16 protein-coding genes and 1 riboswitch are annotated in these 20219 nt (G+C 42.0%); of the genes, 5 read left to right on the forward strand and 11 right to left on the reverse strand.

What is annotated here, in order from left to right; genetic code table 11:
• Positions 1-142 precede the first annotated feature (142 nt).
• Positions 143-1402: a dicarboxylate/amino acid:cation symporter gene (locus AAEY99_RS09585; protein WP_101086208.1), complete on the forward strand. Its 1260-nt coding sequence runs from the start codon at positions 143-145 to the stop codon at positions 1400-1402.
• Positions 1403-1606: 204 nt separating this feature from the next.
• On the opposite strand, the gene AAEY99_RS09590 is transcribed toward AAEY99_RS09585, so the two are convergent.
• On the reverse strand, positions 1607-2818 hold the full coding sequence (locus AAEY99_RS09590; protein WP_351010302.1) for a hypothetical protein: 1212 nt from the start codon (positions 2816-2818) through the stop codon (positions 1607-1609).
• Between the two features lie 206 nt (positions 2819-3024).
• Positions 3025-4017 carry a class 1 fructose-bisphosphatase gene (locus tag AAEY99_RS09595; RefSeq protein WP_101086206.1) on the reverse strand — a complete coding sequence of 331 codons (993 nt, stop codon included), beginning with the start codon at positions 4015-4017 and terminating at the stop codon, positions 3025-3027.
• 172 nt (positions 4018-4189) lie between these two features.
• On the opposite strand from AAEY99_RS09595, the gene AAEY99_RS09600 reads away from it, so the two are divergent.
• The gene (locus AAEY99_RS09600; protein ID WP_351010303.1) at positions 4190-6487 is read left to right on the forward strand and encodes a S9 family peptidase; all 2298 of its coding nucleotides are present in this window, start codon (positions 4190-4192) and stop codon (positions 6485-6487) included.
• Positions 6488-6576: 89 nt separating this feature from the next.
• Here AAEY99_RS09600 and arcA read toward each other — a convergent pair whose 3' ends face one another.
• Complete coding sequence (gene arcA, locus AAEY99_RS09605; RefSeq protein WP_011636021.1) at positions 6577-7293, reverse strand: two-component system response regulator ArcA; 717 nt, start codon at positions 7291-7293, stop codon at positions 6577-6579.
• Between the two features lie 675 nt (positions 7294-7968).
• Between arcA and AAEY99_RS09610 the strand changes: the two genes are divergently transcribed.
• From AAEY99_RS09610 to AAEY99_RS09620, 3 genes are all read left to right on the forward strand, one after another.
• A complete protein-coding gene (locus tag AAEY99_RS09610) occupies positions 7969-8448 on the forward strand; it encodes a DUF3293 domain-containing protein (RefSeq protein WP_101086204.1) in 480 nt (159 codons plus the stop codon).
• Positions 8449-8687: 239 nt separating this feature from the next.
• Positions 8688-8862: riboswitch (Lysine riboswitch) on the forward strand.
• Between the two features lie 134 nt (positions 8863-8996).
• On the forward strand, positions 8997-10376 hold the full coding sequence (gene lysC / locus AAEY99_RS09615; RefSeq protein ID WP_351010305.1) for a lysine-sensitive aspartokinase 3: 1380 nt from the start codon (positions 8997-8999) through the stop codon (positions 10374-10376).
• A 4-nt stretch (positions 10377-10380) separates the two neighbouring features.
• Positions 10381-11499, forward strand: coding sequence for a succinylglutamate desuccinylase/aspartoacylase family protein (locus AAEY99_RS09620; protein WP_182743537.1), 1119 nt, complete (start codon positions 10381-10383; stop codon positions 11497-11499).
• 71 nt (positions 11500-11570) lie between these two features.
• Here AAEY99_RS09620 and AAEY99_RS09625 read toward each other — a convergent pair whose 3' ends face one another.
• The 8 genes from AAEY99_RS09625 to AAEY99_RS09660 all read right to left on the reverse strand — a co-directional run bounded on the left by AAEY99_RS09625 (position 11571) and on the right by AAEY99_RS09660 (position 20190).
• Positions 11571-12707 carry a site-2 protease family protein gene (locus AAEY99_RS09625; RefSeq protein ID WP_101086201.1) on the reverse strand — a complete coding sequence of 379 codons (1137 nt, stop codon included), beginning with the start codon at positions 12705-12707 and terminating at the stop codon, positions 11571-11573.
• A 219-nt stretch (positions 12708-12926) separates the two neighbouring features.
• On the reverse strand, positions 12927-13289 hold the full coding sequence (locus AAEY99_RS09630) for a DUF4144 domain-containing protein (RefSeq protein WP_162022252.1): 363 nt from the start codon (positions 13287-13289) through the stop codon (positions 12927-12929).
• 43 nt (positions 13290-13332) lie between these two features.
• The gene (locus AAEY99_RS09635) at positions 13333-15000 is read right to left on the reverse strand and encodes a flagellar assembly protein A (protein WP_351010307.1); all 1668 of its coding nucleotides are present in this window, start codon (positions 14998-15000) and stop codon (positions 13333-13335) included.
• Between the two features lie 177 nt (positions 15001-15177).
• Positions 15178-16224: a methyltransferase gene (locus tag AAEY99_RS09640; protein ID WP_101086198.1), complete on the reverse strand. Its 1047-nt coding sequence runs from the start codon at positions 16222-16224 to the stop codon at positions 15178-15180.
• A 106-nt stretch (positions 16225-16330) separates the two neighbouring features.
• On the reverse strand, positions 16331-17605 hold the full coding sequence (locus tag AAEY99_RS09645; protein ID WP_242445122.1) for an alkaline phosphatase: 1275 nt from the start codon (positions 17603-17605) through the stop codon (positions 16331-16333).
• A 101-nt stretch (positions 17606-17706) separates the two neighbouring features.
• Positions 17707-18660, reverse strand: coding sequence for a glutathione synthase (gshB, locus tag AAEY99_RS09650; RefSeq protein WP_101086196.1), 954 nt, complete (start codon positions 18658-18660; stop codon positions 17707-17709).
• Between the two features lie 38 nt (positions 18661-18698).
• Positions 18699-19439, reverse strand: coding sequence for a 16S rRNA (uracil(1498)-N(3))-methyltransferase (gene rsmE, locus AAEY99_RS09655; protein ID WP_351010309.1), 741 nt, complete (start codon positions 19437-19439; stop codon positions 18699-18701).
• A 49-nt stretch (positions 19440-19488) separates the two neighbouring features.
• Positions 19489-20190: an endonuclease gene (locus AAEY99_RS09660; protein ID WP_335690895.1), complete on the reverse strand. Its 702-nt coding sequence runs from the start codon at positions 20188-20190 to the stop codon at positions 19489-19491.
• Between the last annotated feature and the right edge of the window lie 29 nt (positions 20191-20219).

Here is a 20219-nt window from a genome sequence, read left to right on the forward strand (position 1 = left end):
TTAAGTCATCACTTTTGTTCATAAGGTGATTGAAATATATTGCGCAATGTCTCAGTATTTCAGCGCTCGAAAAGAATAAGCACCAGGATTGGTATAACAATAATTAGCAACAGAAGTTGCCATTTCGAAGGGAAATTTATAGATGACAAAATCACTTTCAGCACGGATCTTTATCGGTCTATTTTTTGGGGTTCTGCTTGGTAGCATGGTGCAGTTTTTACTGGCCGATAATGCTTTTTTTGGTGGCACGTTAGTTAGCCTAGCAAGTGGTATTGGCACCATGTTCGTCAATATGATTATGATGCTAGTAGTTCCACTGGTGTTTGTGAGTATTGTGTGTGGTGTGTGTGAGTTACAAGATTTAAAAAGCTTTGGTCGTTTAGGGGGTAAAACCTTTGGGTTTTATATCATTAATACCATGGTCGCGATTTTAGCTGCTTTTACCGTCGCAATGATATTTGAGCCCGGTAAAGGCGTGGATATGTCGAGCAACGGTTCACTGGATATTACCGCGACAGAACTGCCTGATTTAATGTCGTTAATTGTGAGTATAGTACCAAACAATCCGTTTTCAGCTTTTACCTCTGGCAATATGTTGCAAGTGATTTTTATGGCGCTATTAATGGGCGGTGTCATTAAATCAATGGGGCAATCGGTTGAGGGAGCAGTTAAAGGATTTCAAACCGCCAATAAAATCATGATGCGCTTAATTTCAGTGGTAATGAGTTTAGCGCCATACGGTGTATTCGCCTTAATGTTTAAATTAGGCGCAACCTTAGAACCTGAAATTTTTGTCAGTGTTGTTGAATATTTAGTGCTTATTTTGGCTCTGCTATTGATTTGGATTTTTATCGTATATCCATATTCGGTCAGCCTGTTCACTCCTATTTCAGCGAAGACTTTCAGAGAAAAAACTCAAGAACAAATTCTCTTTTCATTGTCTACCGCTAGCTCAAACGCCACTATTCCGGTAACCATGCGTACCCTTACTGACAAGCTAGGTGTGAGCAAAGCGGTGGCTGGTTTTGGTGTGCCACTGGGTGCAACCATGAACATGGGCGGGGTGTCGATTTATATTACTATTGCGATTTTCTTCGTTGCGAACGCCTTTGGTATGCCAATCAGTAATGATCAAATTCCATCGTTATTGTTTAGCGTATTTTTACTGTCGGTGGGTGCTGGTGGTGTTCCTGGTGGTGGAATGGTGATGATTGGGGTATTGATTTACCAATTAGGCTTACCAGCAGAAGCATTTGTGATTGTTGCTGCATTAGACCGTATTATTGATATGGTGTTAACCTCATGTAATGTGGTCGGTGATACTGCGGTATTAACCATTGTTGATCAAACTGAACAAGCGCATCAGCTTGAGGCTGCAAAAACTACCGCTGAGGAAGTGTAAGATCCGTTTAGCAGTATGAATAAAATGGCCTGCATAGCAGGCCATTTTTATGTCTAAGGTGTTTTTTTTAAGGCCTCATGTTTAAGGCCTTCTGTCTAAGATCTTATGTCTAAGGTCTTATGCCTAAGATCTAAGGCCTTATGTTTAAGGTCATATGCTTAAGGCTTTAAATTGACGAACCTGTTGTGTCGAATATAGTAGATGCTATCTATGCTGCATTTTATTTTCTATCTTAGTCATCAGCTTGAAAGTCGTTTTTTCTAAATCATCTAAACCGCGATGAGCGACCTGTTCATAAGAGCGATTAATATAGCGATAAGCTTGTGGGTAGTTAAACTCAATCACCTCAAGTTCAGCCAATTCATTCAGCGCCTGTGTTTGCCCGATGGGATAGTTCATCATTTGATGATATTCAATGGCTTTTTTAAACTGCTCTCTGGCTTCATCATTGCGACTTATGCGCTGGTTTATCATGCCGGCAAGCTGTGAAATATAACCCAATGTTAGCCAGTCTTTCACTTTAGCAGCATTGGTTTTGGCAATGGTAAGTACACCTAATGCTTGTTCTATCCTGTCGGTTTCGGTATAGCTTTGCGCTAATAACAATCTTAGTCTGGCTAGCTCTCGCTCATCTTGCTGATGTGTAGCTAGATCGATTGCTGCTATCAATGTGGTATTAAGCTGTTGATATTGATGTTGCTGCAATTGGTTGCTGGCTAGCAGACGTATGGCAACTAAGTTATCGGGTGTGGATTTTATGAGCTTGGATAAGTGCTGCTCAGCAGCTTTAATGTCGCTAAGTTGTAGTTGTGTCATTGCATTGAACAACAGGGGGGAACTAAGACGTGAATGGTATTGAGTTTCTGTCTTGTTATCTTGTTGATTCTGTTGTAAATTATTTTGTAAGCTGTGTTGTGGATTGAGCCGCTGAGTAATCATCTTTGCTGCAGCTGATAATACTTGCTCGATGCTTGAAGCGTTAATGACTCCTGCTTCTGTATGATGCTGCTGATGTAATGTAAACGCTAATTGATATTGATTATTGGCGCCGGTAATACTGGATTCAATCACCAATCCTGCACCAGAGACGGCCATTAATTGCTGAATGTCCACAGTTTTGCTCAAGTGGTCATTAGCGATAAGCGAGATGATATTTATAATATCTTCGGTTTGCAGTAATGGGTAACTAACACCGACATTTAGCTGATGGATAAGCACATCCATTGCGGCATAGCGATTCCATTGCGAGTCTGTGTTGTCTGTCGCGAGTTGCACCGGAAGTACTAAAATAGTGCCAATTTCTATTGCAGGGGCTTTAGTGGACATCAGATAAGCATAAGCACTCATGCTAATAAGCAGTAAGAGTAAAATAGCCGCAATATATATTTTTTTATTCGATGGTTTGGCGGGCGGCATCGTTATAGTCCTTAATTAATATCCTGAAAATAACTTAGTGGGTATTTAAGTTATTGTAAAGAAATGATTCTTTACTGGTGCCTAATGATTCAAATTTGTATTTTGGTTAACTGTGTTTATTCGCGTCAGTTAGATCATCAATGAGCTCAACTGCAGCGCATAAATGAAAAAACCGCCAAAAGGCGGTTTTTTTACAGCATAATCAATTAATCAATTGATGGCTCTTCGCTGTAATCAATACCGTGATAGCTCAAGCAAGTATCAACTTCGTTTGCGCTACCTAAAATTACCGCAACGCGCTGATGGATTTCGGTTGGCTGAATGTCCAAAATAGTTTCATAACCTGTTGATGCTTTACCGCCAGCTTGCTCAACTAGTAATGCCATTGGGTTGGCTTCATACATTAAGCGTAACTTAAACGGTTTGGCTGGGTTTTTATTGTCTGTCGGGTAAGAGAAAATCCCACCACGACACAATACCCGATGCACATCACCTACCATTGCAGCAATCCAACGCATATTAAATGATTGCTCTCGAGGTCCTATTTCTCCGAGTAATAAATCGGCAATATAGGTTTGCATTGGTGCTTCCCAAAAACGCTGGTTTGACATATTAATGGCAAACTCGGCGGTGTCCGGGGTTATTTGCACGTTATTGTCGGTCAGAAGAAACTCTTGGCTGTCTGGAGCAAGAGTATAAAACTGAGTGCCTTGACCAGTGGTTAGCGCCATCATGGTTGATGGGCCATACAACACATAACCCGCAGCAACTTGTTTGCGGCCAGCTTGTAAAAAGCTTTGTTCGTTTAACTCTCCGGTAGGTGCTGGTAATACCGAAAAAATAGTGCCCACTAATGAGTTGATATCGATATTTGATGAGCCATCGAGTGGATCAAAACACACTAGGTATTCACCTTTAGCGTTCACCTCAACCACATAATCTTCTTCTTCAGACGCTAAACCACGTACATTGCCATCGGTTTTAAGGGCATCTTTAAGCATGTCATTGGTGATCACATCCAGTTTTTTCTGGGTTTCGCCTTGAATGTTTTCTTGCTCTGTTGCACCCAAAACACCCGCTAATGCACCGTGACGAACCGCACCACTAATGGCTTTTGAGGTGTCAGCTAAGGTTAATAGTAGTTGTGTTAAAGAGGCGTTTACGGCTTGTGCGCTAAGGGTTTGTGCCAAAGTCTGCATGATTTTTCCTATGAGATTTTGCGAGGTTAAGGTCGATGTTGTTAATTCTTATCAGTTATGTGCAAATCATACCCCACAATGGCGCTAATTTCAGCGATTGTTATCTGGGGTTTTGGTTTTACTGTAAATTGAGGCAAAATGTGGGCGGATTGAATTGCCCCAAGGATTAATAATGACAATAACATGGAAGCATCATGCTTTAGCGGCAGTGTCTGCCGTGCCACTCCTTTTTACTAGCCCGGTTTTTTCAGCAACCGCTAAAGGCAGCATCATGAACTCATCAACCACCGCAACACTGACTGCGATCAACGGTAGCACTACACCACTGACCATCGAACGTATTCATGCGTCACCAGCCTTAGCGGGTTCTAGCCCCCGCGGGTTGGCCTTATCGCCTAACGGAAAACGTGTAACTTATTTATCAAGCCGTGCTGATAATCAACATTTGTATGATTTATGGCAAATGGATATCGCGACTGGTAAGCGCAGTGTACTGATTAATGCTGATCAATTAGAGGCAGGAGAACTGTCTGATGAAGAAAAAGCTCGACGAGAGCGTCAACGTATTTACGGCCAAGGGATCATGGAGTATTTCTGGTCTGAAGACAGCCAACATATTTTAATCCCTGCAGCGGGTAAGTTGTATTTATATGACGTTGCCAGTAATAAAGTGGCTGAGCTTGCAACCGGTGACGGTTTTGCAACCGATGCGCGTTTGTCTCCGAAAGGTCACTTTGTATCGTTTGTACGCGATCAAAACTTATTTGTATTGTCATTGGATAACCAAAAAGTAACAGCACTCACCACAGACGGTAAAGGGCCGATTAAAAATGCTATGGCAGAGTTTGTCGCCCAAGAAGAAATGGACCGTATGACAGGTTATTGGTGGGCGCCCGATGAGTCTGCTATCGCCTTTACTCGTATTGATGAAACGGGTGTGGAGTTAGTGACTCGTAATGAAATTTACGCCGAGGGGATTAAATTAACCGAGCAGCGTTACCCTTATGCAGGCAAAGCCAATGTAGAGATCGCACTGGGTGTCGTGACCTTAAAAGATCGCACTATTAGCTGGATTGATTTGGGCAAACAAAAAGACATGTATTTACCTCGCGTAGATTGGCTACCCGACAGCCAGCATGTGTCGTTCCAATGGCAAAGCCGCGATCAACAAACGTTGGATTTACGCATTGCTGCAATCTCTCAGCCGACACAAGTTAAAACGGCGATTGAAGAGCGCAGCAAAGCATGGGTAAATTTAAACAATGATTTACACTTCCTAAAGCAACAAGCGGCCTTTATTTGGGGCTCTGAGCGTGATGGATTTAATCATCTGTATTTATTTGACTTACAAGGCAAACAACTTAAGCAATTAACCCAAGGTGATTGGGCTGTTGATGCGCTTGAGTATGTCGATGAAGCAACGGGTTGGGTATATTTTAGCGGTCGTAAAGACAGTGTTGTTGAACGTCATTTGTACCGCGTTAATCTTAATAAAGGCATGGACTCCATTGAGCGAATTAGCCAAGCATCGGGTATGCATGAAGCTGTATTTGCGGATAAAAAGCCCGTTTATTTAGATTACTTTAGTAGTTTACAGCAGCCGCCGCAGATAAGTTTACACAATGATTCTGGCAAGCAGTTAGCTTGGGTTGAGCAAAATAACATTGATAAAAATCATCCGCTTTATGATTATGCTGGTTTATGGCAAATGCCTGATTTTGGTCAATTAACAGCTGAAGATGGTCAAGCATTACAATACAGACTGTTTAAACCGGTGCCTTTTGATGCCGCTAAACAGTATCCGGTTGTGGTGCGCGTATATGGTGGACCGCATGCTCAGTTAGTAGTCAACAGCTGGAGCGAGGCAGATTATTTTACTCAATATTTACTGCAGCAAGGCTATGCGGTATTTCAATTAGATAATCGTGGCTCAGCGCACCGAGGCACGCAATTTGAACATGTCATTTATCAAAACATGGGTGATGCTGAAGTAAACGATCAAAAAGTTGGCGTTGATTATTTACGTAGCTTGCCGTTTATTGATGGTGACAATGTTGCTATTTATGGTCACAGTTATGGTGGTTATATGGCGTTGATGAGTCAGTTTAAGGCGCCGGGTTATTTTAAAGCGGCAATATCGGGTGCGCCAGTAACGGATTGGCGTTTGTACGACACTCATTATACTGAGCGTTATATGGGGAACCCGCAAACCAATAAAAAAGGTTACGACGCCAGCAGCATTTTACCTTATGTCAAAAATTATCAATCGGGCTTATTGATGTATCACGGTATGGCTGATGATAACGTTCTGTTTGAAAACAGCACTAGAGTATATAAAGCGTTGCAAGATGAGGGTAAGTTATTCCAAATGATGGATTACCCAGGGTCTAAGCATTCAATGCGTGGCGAGAAAGTGCGTAATCATTTATATAAATCATTAGCGGCATTTTTAGATCAACAGCTGAAGTAATCACTATTGTGTTAAAGGATTAACGAAAAAGCAGATATAAAAAAACCAGGTGATTCACCTGGTTTTTTATTGCGGTTAACCTTAAAAGATTACGCTTCTAAGTCACCACAAAAACGATAGCCTTCACCGTGAATTGTTGCGATGATTTCTGGCGTATCAGGCAAGCTTTCAAAGTGCTTACGGATGCGACGTATTGTCACATCAACGGTGCGGTCATGAGGCTTTAATTCACGGCCAGTCATTTTTAACAACAAGTCAGCACGAGTTAAAATCTTACCTGGGTTTTCAACAAAGTGAAGCATCGCACGGAACTCGCTGCGTGGTAGCTTATAAGCTTCACCTTGTGGGTTAACCAAAGAACGGCTATTGATTTCTAAGCTCCAACCGTTAAAACGGTAATACTCAACAGAACCTTTTTCTTCAGTTTCTGCGGCAGCATTATTAACGCGAGTTAATAGGTTACGAGCACGGATCGTTAATTCGCGAGGGTTGAATGGTTTAGTGATGTAATCATCTGCACCAATTTCAAGACCTAGAATCTTATCAACTTCGTTATCACGGCCAGTCAAGAAAATAAGACCGATGTTATTAATTTCACGTAGCTCACGAGCTAATAATAAGCCGTTTTTGCCTGGTAAATTAATATCCATAACAACAAGATTAATCTTATTGTCTTGCATGGCTTTATGCATTTCTGCGCCGTCGTTAGCTTCAGTGACAACATAACCTTCAGCTTCAAAAATACTGCGTAATGTATTACGAGTTACAGCTTCATCTTCAACAATTAAAATGTGCGGATTTTGCATGATATTTACCTGATTTTATAAAATTCGATTCTAGCCACTGTTTGCGAACTGTGTGCTAATAGATTGCAATAGCGCTTTAGCTAATGCGCTAAGATTCCGATATTTTTTGGTGTTTATCTATGTCTACCCTGAATTAAACACTCTCTATAAACTCTATTATGTAACACTTAATACTGGTTACTGAGTCTGCTTACGTCGATTAATTACCACTACGTCAAGGCACGCGTTTGCACTTATTCATGATGGTGTAAAATTTGTTGCACTTAAGCTTACTTACTATGAATGCCATTTAGAAAGATAGTTCCTTCTATTGCAAACTTATTTAATCGTATTAATGTTTTATCAAATGTAGAACAAATTTAGTACGACTGTAAACTTTACATCAAAAAATCATCACACTCACAACAACATTTGCTGAGTTTTTGAGGTGTATGTAGCTAACTTTGCTACAGTGATTTAATAGTGCGTAATGGTTATTGTACTCGTTTTAGGCATTTGTTAACAAATTAAATGTTAAAAAATTAATATAACACTCGAGTATATGAAAGATTAACCTTGCTAAGATGATAATAATTAATGGTTTTCTAATATAGTACTGCTGATTTAGATCGTAAACCTTTTAGAAATCAAACCTATCTGCTAGACTAATTCTGGCTTAATTGACGAAAATTTATTATGGAAAATGTTATAGATACATTGTGGAATGAGTATCAAAGTACTCATTTTTTGTTTACTCAACGCCTTTCTCATGATTTCCCATTTGCTATTGTTACTGCCCATAACCCCCGTGGTTCAAGACTCTCTCCTAGTCAAAATCGCTTACTCGATCGTCAGCTTCAATTTAAAATTCAACAATATAATCGTCCCTATCGTGCGTTAATCGGTGCAGCACCTGATTTGTCGCATATGGAAAAGAGCTGGGCTATTTTTATTGATAAAGAACAAGCTGTTGAGCTTGGTCGAGAATTTAATCAACATGCAATTTACTACGTTAATCAAGGTTTGCTATCTTTGATTGCATGCCTTGATAGCATCAAACCTGAAGTTGATATGGGAATTTTTAATCACCGATTAAGGATGGTGAGTGAGTTGCCAGAGATAGGTTCGTATAACTGGGTAAATAATGACGTAATTAAAACTGCGCAGCTGCGATAAAATAATTAACACATTATTTGAGACAATGCTTACTAGATTGTCTCGGTAATTTGCGGTTAATTATGTTTTTTGGATATTTATGGGCATTTTTTCGTAATAGAGAACAATCATTGCTCTGAAGTCGCAGCTGCATAATATTTCACTGCAGCGATATTTTTTATCAAAACAGTGTATTTTTACTGTGTTTGCTGATTGACTTGATAGGGTATTTTTTGCTATTTTCAACTCCCTCCTTCGGGAGGAACAGAAGAGGAGCGTTAACTAGGTAGTAAGTGAGAGGATGCCAATCCGATGACCACTTATGATGGAGATTAGCGCCGAGGTATCAGTTTGTTTGGCAAACATTGATATCGGTCGATTAGGCTGAATCCTAACGATTGTCACCTATTTTTTTGGTGGAGAGCTTCTGGTGATGATTGCTGTTTCCCTTCTATAAGGGTGCGTTATCTTAGCACCAGGCTCTTCGAACGTAGTGTGTTCGGAGCGTATATCATGTTAGTAAATCACATCTTATCTTTGAGTCTTTCGCAAACAGCGGAGGCATCAGTATGAGCTTTGTTCAGTCTGAAATAGATACCCCAGAATTAGTCGTTGCCAAATTTGGCGGCACGTCAGTTGCTGATTACGCCTCTATGAGCCGTTGTGCAGATATTGTGTTGGCTAATCAAGCTACTCGCCTTGTGGTAGTAAGCGCCTCCAGCGGAGTGACCAATTTATTAGTTGAGTTAACTCAAGCTAATGTGAATGACGAGCGTCGCTTGGTATTGCTTAAGCAAATTGCTCAAATTCAATATGTGATATTAGATGAACTCGGTCGTCCGCAAGACGTGGCAGCCAGTATTGATAAAATACTCAGCCGGATGTCAGTACTCAGCGAATCGTTAGAGCTGAATCGCAGCAAAGCGGTTATGGACGAGTTACTGTCGACGGGAGAGCAATGTTCATCGATTTTATTTTCTGCGGTTATTCGGGAAAAGGGCACTGCTTCAAATCATTTTGATGTGCGCCAAGTATTACGTACCGACAGTCACTTTGGTCGCGCAGAGCCACAAATTGAAGCTATTTCAATGTTAGCAGGTGACTTTTTACAGCCATTACTTGCGCGTTACGTCATCGTTACCCAAGGCTTTATTGGTGCAGATGAAGAGGGACGAACAACAACATTAGGCCGTGGTGGTAGTGACTATTCGGCGGCATTACTTGCCGAAGCGCTTCGTGCTACAGCGGTTGAGATTTGGACCGATGTGGCCGGTATTTATACCACTGACCCACGCCTTGCCCCCAATGCCCGCCCGATTGCTGAAATTAGCTTTAATGAAGCGGCTGAGATGGCGACCTTTGGCGCTAAAGTATTGCATCCCGCCACCATCTTACCGGCAGTAAGACAAAAAATTCAGGTGTTTGTAGGTTCAAGTAAAGCGCCTGAAATGGGCGGAACTTGGATCCGTCATCAAGTTGAAGATACCCCAGTGTTTAGAGCGGTGGCGTTGCGCCGCGATCAAACTTTACTTAACTTGCATAGCTTGCAAATGTTACATGCTCAGGGCTTTTTGGCAGAAACGTTCGCGACCTTGGCGCGACACAAAATATCCGTCGATTTAATCACGACCTCGGAGGTTAACGTATCGTTAACCCTAGATAAAACGGGTTCAGATTCAAGTGGCCAGGGCTTACTCAGTGAGTCGTTATTACAAGAGTTATCGCAACATTGTCGTGTAAGAGTCGAGGAAGATTTAGCGTTAATCGCCATCATCGGTAATCGCATAGCATCAACGGCTGGCATTTGTAGTAGGGTGTTTAAAGTGCTTGAAAACCATAATGTTCGGATGATTTGCCAAGGCGCAAGCCCACATAATTTATGTGTGTTGGTTGCAGAGTCGGAAGCGGCGCAAGTGGTTAATGCTTTGCACCAAAACCTGTTTGAGTAATCATATGACTAAAGCAATACAATCGTCAGTTCAAGTTGGAGAACTGGCGACAGGACACGCATTGACCGTTCCAGTATATTCATTCATTGGTCGCGAGAGTGTTGCGCCTAGCGTGTATATTCAGGCCAATGTTCATGGTGCTGAAGTGCAAGGTAATGCGGTGATTTATCAACTGATGACCTTATTGGAAGGTTACCAGGTTTTAGGTGATATTACGCTTGCCCCCTTAGCCAATCCTTTAGGGATTAATCAAAAGAGTGGTGAGTTTACTCTAGGGCGTTTTGATCCCATTACAGGGGTTAATTGGAACCGCGAGTACTTTGATCATCAAGTCGATATTCAAACTTGGTATGCCGAGCACCAACGTTTAACCAATAGTGAGCTGTTTTGCGCCTATCGTTCAATGTTGGTAGAAACTTGCCTGGCGCGCCTAACTCATTCTTTTGGGATTTCAACAGGTCATCGGTTAGCAGTAAATTTACAGGCTATGGCACATCAAGCAGACATAGTGCTTGATTTGCATACCGGCCCTAAGTCGTGCAAACACTTGTACTGCCCTGAGTATGATATTGATGCGGCGAGATTTTTCTCGATCCCGTATACCTTGGTTATCCCCAATAGTTTTGGTGGCGCGATGGATGAAGCTACCTTTTGCCCTTGGTGGCAGTTAACCGAGTATGCAGCCAGTCAAGGCCGTGAATTTTCGGTACCTGTGTCAGCATTTACCTTAGAGCTTGCAAGCCAAGAGCGGATTGATTTAGCTGACGCGTTAGAGGATGCCAAAGGCATACTGGCTTATTTAAGTCACCGTGGCGTGATTGCTGAAAAAGTTTATCCAGCCAGTATGGAAAGATTTGGGTGTTACTTGAAGGATTATAAGAAGTTTCATGCACCTAAAGCTGGCTTAATTGAATATTGTGCCAGTGTCGGTGAACCATTAACCGCAGGCAAACCTTTAGCGAACATTTTACGCATAGATTTGTATGGTACTGAACAGGCTTACCAAGCCATTAGTTTACCCATGGATTGTGTGCCTATTTTGCATTTTGCTTCTGCGTCGGTACTCCAAGGCACAGAGTTGTATAAGGTGATGACTAATGTGTTTCCATTACAGCCTAGTTGATTAACTGCTTTGGCTAAGTAAAACAAAAACGCCTGCAATTGCAGGCGTTTTTGTCGATGCGTAAATTGCAATTAACTGCCTAAAATCTGTAGCGGAATCGCTAACATTTCGTTACCAGAAGCAGCAAAATACCAAATAATGCCCACTAAACTTGCTACCGTGAGTAAATACCATACGGTAGAGAAAATTTGCCCGTAACGATCTAACGGCAATAAATGACTTTGATGGCGACCGCGCCATTCAAATACAATTTCTACACTGCCGATCAGTAACAAAAAGCCCAGCAAGGCGAGCCCTAAGCTATAGCTAATGAACACACCGATAGCGGCACCAGCAATACAAGCCACTAGACCGACAACACTATTCATTGAAAAGCTGATGCTTTTTAAAATATGACCGCCATCGAGAGGTAAAATGGGCAGTAAATTAAACAAATTTAGCAGCGCATTGAATGTTGCTAATCCGGCAAAGAATATGTTGCCTGTTAGCCAATAAAGTCCAAGTGAGATAATCGATAAAATGAGTCCAAAAGTCGGGCCCATAATCGAAATATACACATCTTGCCAGCGGGTGTTGATACGTTCATCACTTAGCGCTAAGCCGCCCACAAAAGGGATTAAATAGATCCCTTTGGTTTTCATGCCGAAATGTTTCATCGCTCGAATATGGCCATATTCATGAAACACTAAGCAGCCGATGAGGGCTAAGGCAAATTCAAATGAAAATAACCATGAATAGGCCGCAACACTGGCTCCCGCAAAAAGGACTTTAACCACCTTGGCACTTTTTAGTAGCTTAAAACCTAATGATGCCAGTCCAACAACACTGAGCTTTTGGTTTTTTACTGCTGCAATTTCAGGTGTTTGACGCTCAATATCTTCAACGGTTCGTTGACCTTGGGTTATGGATTCATCATCTATTAATAAACAATAATCCAGTTGAAACGGTTGCCAGTTAACATCGATTTCTAATCGTACCGGTAGTGAACCAATATTGGGTTTAACGGGTTCGTCGTGGTTGATATTTGTTTCAGTCGGTACCGACGTTTGAGTGGTCAGTTCAAATGAATGAATATGAAAGGCTTGGTCGCTAGCGCTTGCAGACTTTTGTGATACCAGTTGATTGTCCCAATAAAGTTGCTGCCAGCCCGCAATCGAGCCTTCTAGTCGCAGACGTTTACCTAGACATTCAATATTTAGTAATTCCATTAAGGATTCTCAGGGTTTATGGACAGTGAGCATAGAGGCATTTTGCCAGAGCTGTGTGTGTTGCTCAATGGGTTTTACCATTATATTCGTTAATCATTAGCTTAGATTTATGATTGAGTGATTAAGGTAAGTAACATGAGTCTGTTGTTGGTAAATTGAAGGTTAGTAATGCTAAAAAGGAGGTGTTATGTGCTGTTAATCTTCAGTCTGAATACGTTGTTAATACAGATGTTCTAATTCAGCCACGGTCGCAATACCTTGCTCTATGGTGGTAAAGACAATTTTTGCACTGCAGCAATGTCCTTGAAACTGACCATACTGGCGTACCAGTGGCAGTAACTGTAACACGCTCATATCCTGGCTTAGCTTAACCAGTACAGGCAGTTCAGCCACGCTGGGATCCTGTGGCGGATGTTTCTGGATGCTATACACATGGCCGGCATTGTCGATGAGTTTATCTTCAGCGTGGACGGTAAATTGGTTGGCGCAAATAAAGCCCAACCAATCTTGATAGTTAACCAGATACATTAGCTCATCATCTTGATCAAACTGCAGTATGGCCGGCCAATGTATCTGTTGCATAGTTATCTGTTTGTCCACTTTTTATTGTCTTACCAACTGATTGTTATCGATTACTGTAATCGAATGATACTTCTTGATTGACGTTTTTTACAATACACGGCCCATGTTCACGTTGGCTGCGATTGAATGCCGCACCTATATGAATTTCGACGTTGGTGAAAATGTGTTTTTCAGCTTTGATGACGTAATTATTATAGTAGCCTTCAACTTCGTTAAGATGTTGAGTGTATTCTAGTTCTTCTTTCATACGTTCTGCTGCCATTTGATTTTTTTGCTCGAGCATCATTTTGACTTGCTCAATCATGCCGGCATCGCTTTGCCATTCCGTTTTGGGCGGTAATTTACGTAATCTTGCTTCTATTTCTAAGCCCGCAACAACCATGCCTTTAATGCTGTCATCTAACTCTTTAAGTTCTTGCTTTAATTCACCATGATGCATGGCACAAAACAATTCCGTTTTAGTGCCGGCGGTAGCACCAAATGCAATGGCTCTAATGCCTTTTGCCGCAGTAGCAATGCCGCCGATTAAGTCACCTCGTCTTGCTTGGGCATCACTGACGGTAATAGTGTCACCTGAGGTTGAGTGACTGTGAAGTAACTGCTTGGTGACTAGAATATTGCCTAGGGCCTCTAAATGGGAATACTGCACAAACTGGGCACAAATTTGTCCGGTAGCTTTTATTTTAGTGCTGAGATCGTGCTCTTTAATTAAACGGCCAATAACACCTTTACTGACAATGACATCACCTTGAGCTTCAATAGACGCGGACTCAACAAAGCCCATTACCGTTACGTCACCGCTAGCTTTTACTTCCATACCTTCGTGCACATCGCCAGTGATTAAAACACTGCCTTTAAAATTAACGTGGCCATAGCGAACGTCTACATCTTTAATTTGCAGCATATCGTCAACTTGCATACCGCTGCGATTTTCAACTGGCTGACCAGACACTGTGGCGATGAGTTTATGTTGATCTTTAGGGTGTAAGCTGGTGCCTGTTCCTGGTTCCATTGGTTTATCTTTACCAGGAATTTGTTGCAGTACATCGCCGTGAACATTAAAACCAGGGGTGCCGATGGTTGAAGGGTTTTTAACCATCAGTAAATCATTGGGCTTAACGGTAATTAGTGCGCCTAAATTACGCATGTCGACCGAGCCGTCTTCGCGTTCTTGTGGTTGTAATAAGCGCTCACGAGCTAAGGCGACTTTTCGGGTTAATATCGCATTGTCGCCGTTAACGGCTGCTTTACCGCAAGCTATGACGCCTTCACAGGTTTCTCCTGGTGGCAATATCGACAAACGCTGCATTAATGCCATGATTTTAGGTTTACTCAATCCCATTTTAATTTTTTGAGTTTTAAGGGTATTAAGTACATCTGGCAGGGTAATATCTTTGCCGCCCCAAGCTGAAGTGATTTTCATACTGGCTTGCATTTTATCGTCACTGACACTGATATTAACGATACCGTCTTTACGTTCGGCAATGGCAAAAAAGAGTTCGTGAGTTCCGGCGTTTTGACCGCATAGAGCATTAACTTCCGCTACCGCTTTAGCAATTGCAGGGGCAATAGGAAACAGCATAGCAAAAGCCGCCTGTGTGAGTAAGGCGTTAATATCCTCTGCTGACACTGGGCCGTGAGTATTGGGAATTATACGTAATTCCACTTTATTTTTATCAGCACTTAGTGCGACGATTGAGGGCTCTAACATAACATCCTTTGTTTTTATTTTTATATCAGGTCATAACAGGCAAATAGAATACCAACGAAATGAATTACAAAATGTGCGTTATTTTGCCTTTAAGCCAATTTAGCTGATATTAATCTGCATTTCCAGCAGTAAGCTTGCTTTGTCGCTTATAAGTGAAGCGGTTTGAGGTGCGGAGTATTATTGGAATAAGTGTTGATGGAAATACAATTTATACTTATTGTTTTCCGCTACCACATTCACTTTGCCAAAATGCGTCGCTATCGTCTCTGAATAAGGTAAATGACGATTAGCGACAATCTGCCATATACCTTGTGATGTCAGCCTAATAGCACTTTGTTGGACAAATTGTGTGGCAATATCAGTCGTGCTGGTTAACCCATCATGAAATGGCGGGTTGGAGATAATACCATCGAACTTGCCTGAGATTTGATTAAACCCATCTGAAGGATAGACCTTTGCCTGCATACTATTGGCTGCTAGGGTTAATTCACATGAGAGTAACGCCATTGCATTGATATCAATGCACTCAATGGTTAACTCTGGATTGGCTTTTAGCAATGCAGCTGTAATGACCCCTGCACCACAACCAAAATCGAGTACTCTGCCGCGTAAGTTATCCGGTAAATGTGACAGCAGTAATTCGGTCCCCTGATCGAGACGTTTCTCGCTGAAAACACCGACAGTATTACAAATTTGCAGTGTTCCCTGTGGGGTTTCTAGTGAATATTGGCTTACCCAATCGCTTATGGATAGCGTTGGTGCTGCTTGGGTTAAATAACTGACATACACTAGACAATGGCGGGCATTATCTTGCTTGATCGGGGTTGAGTAATAATCAGGTGTGAGTTTATCAATTGATTTAACTCCACCTTTATTTTCACCCACAATCATCAATTGGCCATCGATATTTAAATGTTGTGCAGCCAGTTGCAGTAAATAGCTCATTAAGGGTTTAGCTTTTGGAAAGTAAATAATGACGCTATCAAATTTTGCATCAGCTAATGACTCAGGCAGTTGATGGCCAAAATAGCATTGTAATTTTTCATTAGCGCAAGAGGATAATGTGAGGTGATGATTAAAGTCTAGCGCTAGGGCAGTGACATTATCGGCAAACTCAAGACATTGATGTGCAAAGGTATCAGCTTCATAATTGAGCACTAACACATTGTGTTGCTGAAAGTATTTGCTGTTTCTAATTAACGCTTGAGAAGGATTTGTTAACACGTCGGTTGCTCATAATGCTAGTGATAAGATAAACACGCTGATATTAACACAACCCCCACTTCGATAACGGGGATTGTGTTAGACATAGTCGTCAGTCAGTCAGTGATTAAGGTGTTTGCACCGATTGCGGTAGTAAGCTAAACATCTTAATCGCAATATCAATATTGTCTTGATGACCGCTAAATAATCTCGCACCTGGGCCTTCTGCAAAGACTTGAACATCCATCGCGGTATGACCGCCACTTGTCCAACCGGTATTCGATTCAATATCAATGAGTTTACGCAGTGCGATTGATAATGGCTCATTACCTTGCATGCGTGCGCTTTGTAATTGACTGTATTGCGCTTCATTTGGTGTAAAACCAAGTAGCGTCGCCGTTAAAGGTTGCCAGTTATCTTCGGCAATGGCACGGGTAGCAATAACATCAGGGCTGGCTTGAACCTTATGCAGTACTTCAGGGTGCCATTCGTATTTGTCATGTGCACCAACTGATAATCCACCGGTATTATGATCTGCTGTCACAACCATAAGGGTGTCTTTACTTTGGCGAACAAATTGTTCAACCACTTCGATAGCGGATGCAAATTCATCCATTTCACCCATCGCGGTAGCAATATCGTTACTGTGACCTGCCCAGTCAATTAAGCTGCCTTCTACCAATAACACAAAACCTTGTTCATTTTGTGATAGTAAATCTAATGCCTTTTGGGTCATATGGCTGAGTTTATGCGCTTGTTTATCATTAATCACCCAAGGCAATTGTACATCAGCAAACAGCCCCAATACTTTTGGCGTAGTCACTGATTCTAGCTCAGAGAATTCAGTGATGTGTTGGTAGCCTTTCGCGCTAAACTGCTCAAGTAATGTTGGGGTGAAATATTGCTGGCCACCACCAAGAATCACATCAGCATCAGATGCTAAATAAGCTTCTGCAATGTCTATGTAATTACTACGGCTTTCGTTATGAGCCAAAAATGCTGCCGGTGTAGCATGGTTTACTTGGGAGGTAACCGCTACGCCAGTAGATAAGCCTAATGCTTTGGCTTTTTCCATTAAGGTTGTGAGTGGGCGTTTTTCGGTATCAACGGCAATGGCACCATTATAACTTTTAACTCCAGTTGATAATGCAGTGGCAGATGCGGCAGAGTCGGTGACATAACCACTGATAGAAGCTGGGTAAGTGCTTGCCATACCAACGAGTAAGCGATCAAAAACCGTTTGTTCAATCTCTTCTGTTTCAGGATTATCTTTATAGTAACGATAAGCTGTGGTGTAAGCCGGTCCCATACCATCACCAATCATAATGATAATATTTTTGGGTCTTGATGGACCGACGGTTGGCACATTATTGCTTGCTGTATTAGCGACTACAGGTGACATAACGACTTCATCAGCCATTGCACCCGTTACGATCAAGCTAGATACCAATAATAATCTACCGATTATCCGTTGGTAGGTAGATAAAAAATGCATGATTAATCCTATTTTTGCTGACTAATACGGGCTTCGATGGCATCCATAAGCATGCCGGTAATATTAACGTCGAATGCTGCTTCAATTTCTTTAATGCAGGTTGGACTAGTCACATTGATTTCAGTTAACTTATCGCCAATAACGTCTAAGCCGACAAAAATAAGGCCACGCTTTTTCAATTCTGGACCAATAGCACGAGCAATTTTCCAATCACTTTCCGATAATGGTTGGGCTACACCACTACCGCCAGCAGCTAAGTTGCCACGGGTTTCACCTTTCATCGGGATACGGGCTAATGCATAAGGTACCGGTTCACCGTCCACCACTAAAATACGCTTATCACCTTGAGTGATTTCTGGAATAAAGGCTTGCGCCATCGCGTATTGTTGACCATAACTGGTTAATGTTTCGATAATCACGCCAACGTTAGGGTCATCTTTTTTCACTCTAAAAATAGACGTACCGCCCATACCATCTAGCGGTTTTAAAATGATATCTTGTTTTAGCTGGTGGAATGCTCTGATGCGTTTAGCATCGCGGGTGACAATAGTGTCTGGGGTAAATTCAGAAAACCATGCTGTAAACAGTTTTTCATTGGCATCACGTAAGCTTTGTGGCTTGTTAACAATCAATACGCCTTCTTCTTCCGCACGTTCGAGCATATAAGTCGCGTAGATGAATTCGGTATCAAATGGTGGATCTTTACGCATTAAGATCACATCAAGTTCGGCTAAGGGAGTATCAACTGACTCGCCTAAGGTAAACCATTGATCAGCATCTTGCTTAACCGACAATTCACGCATCGTGGCCATGGCTTTGCCGTTGACCATCGCAAGGTCATGCATTTCCATATAAAACAATTGGTAGCCGCGTGCTTGTGCGTCCAATAACATCGCAAAGCTCGAATCTTTTTTGATGTTTATGTCGCTAATCGGGTCCATAACAATACCGAGCTTAATCATGTGTGTATCCTTTAATAATGTGCAGGGAAGATATCGGTTTACCCAATATCGCCAAATTTAACTTGTAATGCGGTAATGGCAGTTAATGACGCTGTTTCAGTTCTAAGTACCCTTGGCCCCAATAAAATGTCGGTAAAATGTTGGGTTTCGGTCATGGCAATTTCTTCGTCAGACAAACCGCCTTCTGGGCCAATTAATAATCTTACTTTGTGGTGTTGACCGGATAACTGCAAACCATTAATACCGTGTGAGGCTCTCGGGTGCAAATTCAGTTTTAAGGCTTCGGTGGATTCTTCACACCATTGTGCCAATGTCATTGCAGGACGAACAACCGGAACAACACTGCGGCCAGATTGTTCACAGGCACTGATAACAATTTTTTGCCATTGTTGCAGTTTTTTGTCTAAGCGCTCACCACTCAGTTTGACACCACAACGATCAGAAAATAACGGAGTAATGGTTGTTACACCCAACTCTACTGACTTCTGAACCGTAAACTCCATCCGGTCTCCGCGTGAAATCACCTGGCCTAAATGTAAGTCTAACGGCGATTCACTGTTGTTAGCCTCACAACTTAAGACCGTGACAGCAATCGATTTCTTACTGGTTTCAATAATTTCAGTTAAGTAATCATTGCCGTCACCGTTAAACAAGCTGATGCGATCGCCCATTCCCATGCGCAATACTCGGCCAATGTGGGCGACACCATCCTCATCTAATTGAAGAGTTTGCCCTTGTTGTAAATTGTCTAGGGGCTGAAAAATGCGTGGGACTCTCATCAGTGTTGACCTTATTTAACCAATTGTTCAAGGGGAGCTTAATCGTCAATTAACGAACTAAGCCGTTATTTTGGCATTGTTTGAATACAAAATCATTATGATTACCTTGGTTAGCAGCGATTAAGGTATCACGCTTGCACTCAGTTGCCGTCACTGGCTGCATTTTGTCCCATGCATTAAACAGTTTTTGTTGGCTACTGCTAATTTGTAGACCATAGGTTTGTTGCATATAGAGGTAAGTGCGAGCGATAGGACCTCTTGCTCGTTTAGGCGGCTGTGCTTTGCGGCCTTTAAAGTCGACAATCATTTCACATTGTCCGTATTGATTCGCCTTTCCACCCCAATCACTAAACCTAAAGTTGCTGCGATCGCCATTGACCTCACCAACAGCAGGAACGAGATTATGTAAATCTGCTTCCATTTTTTTGAATTGCTTGTTGTTTTTACCACAATTCTTACGGCCGCCGTCTTGCCAACATTGCAGTTGATGACCAAATTCCCAAGCGGGAACCACGTGCTCCCATTCGATACGGTTGGCTCTAATAATTTGTTTTCTAACCTGATAGCCACAGCTAGCATGATCTGCTTGCCATAATTTGCCTGCTATGGCGATGTCGCAGCCGCAATAAAAAGTACTGAGGGGTAGGTGTTGTTGGTAAATCTTTTTAGCAACTTTTTTCGCTTTACCAAAACTACTTGGATGTTCTGCAGCGATAAGTGTGGATGAAAAAATGCCGCACAGAAGCGACACCCAAAATAACCAAGAGTGTGTGGATGATA

The sequence above is a fragment of the Shewanella sp. S1-58-MNA-CIBAN-0166 genome (assembly GCF_040310085.1).
Taxonomy (GTDB): Bacteria; Pseudomonadota; Gammaproteobacteria; order Enterobacterales; family Shewanellaceae; genus Shewanella.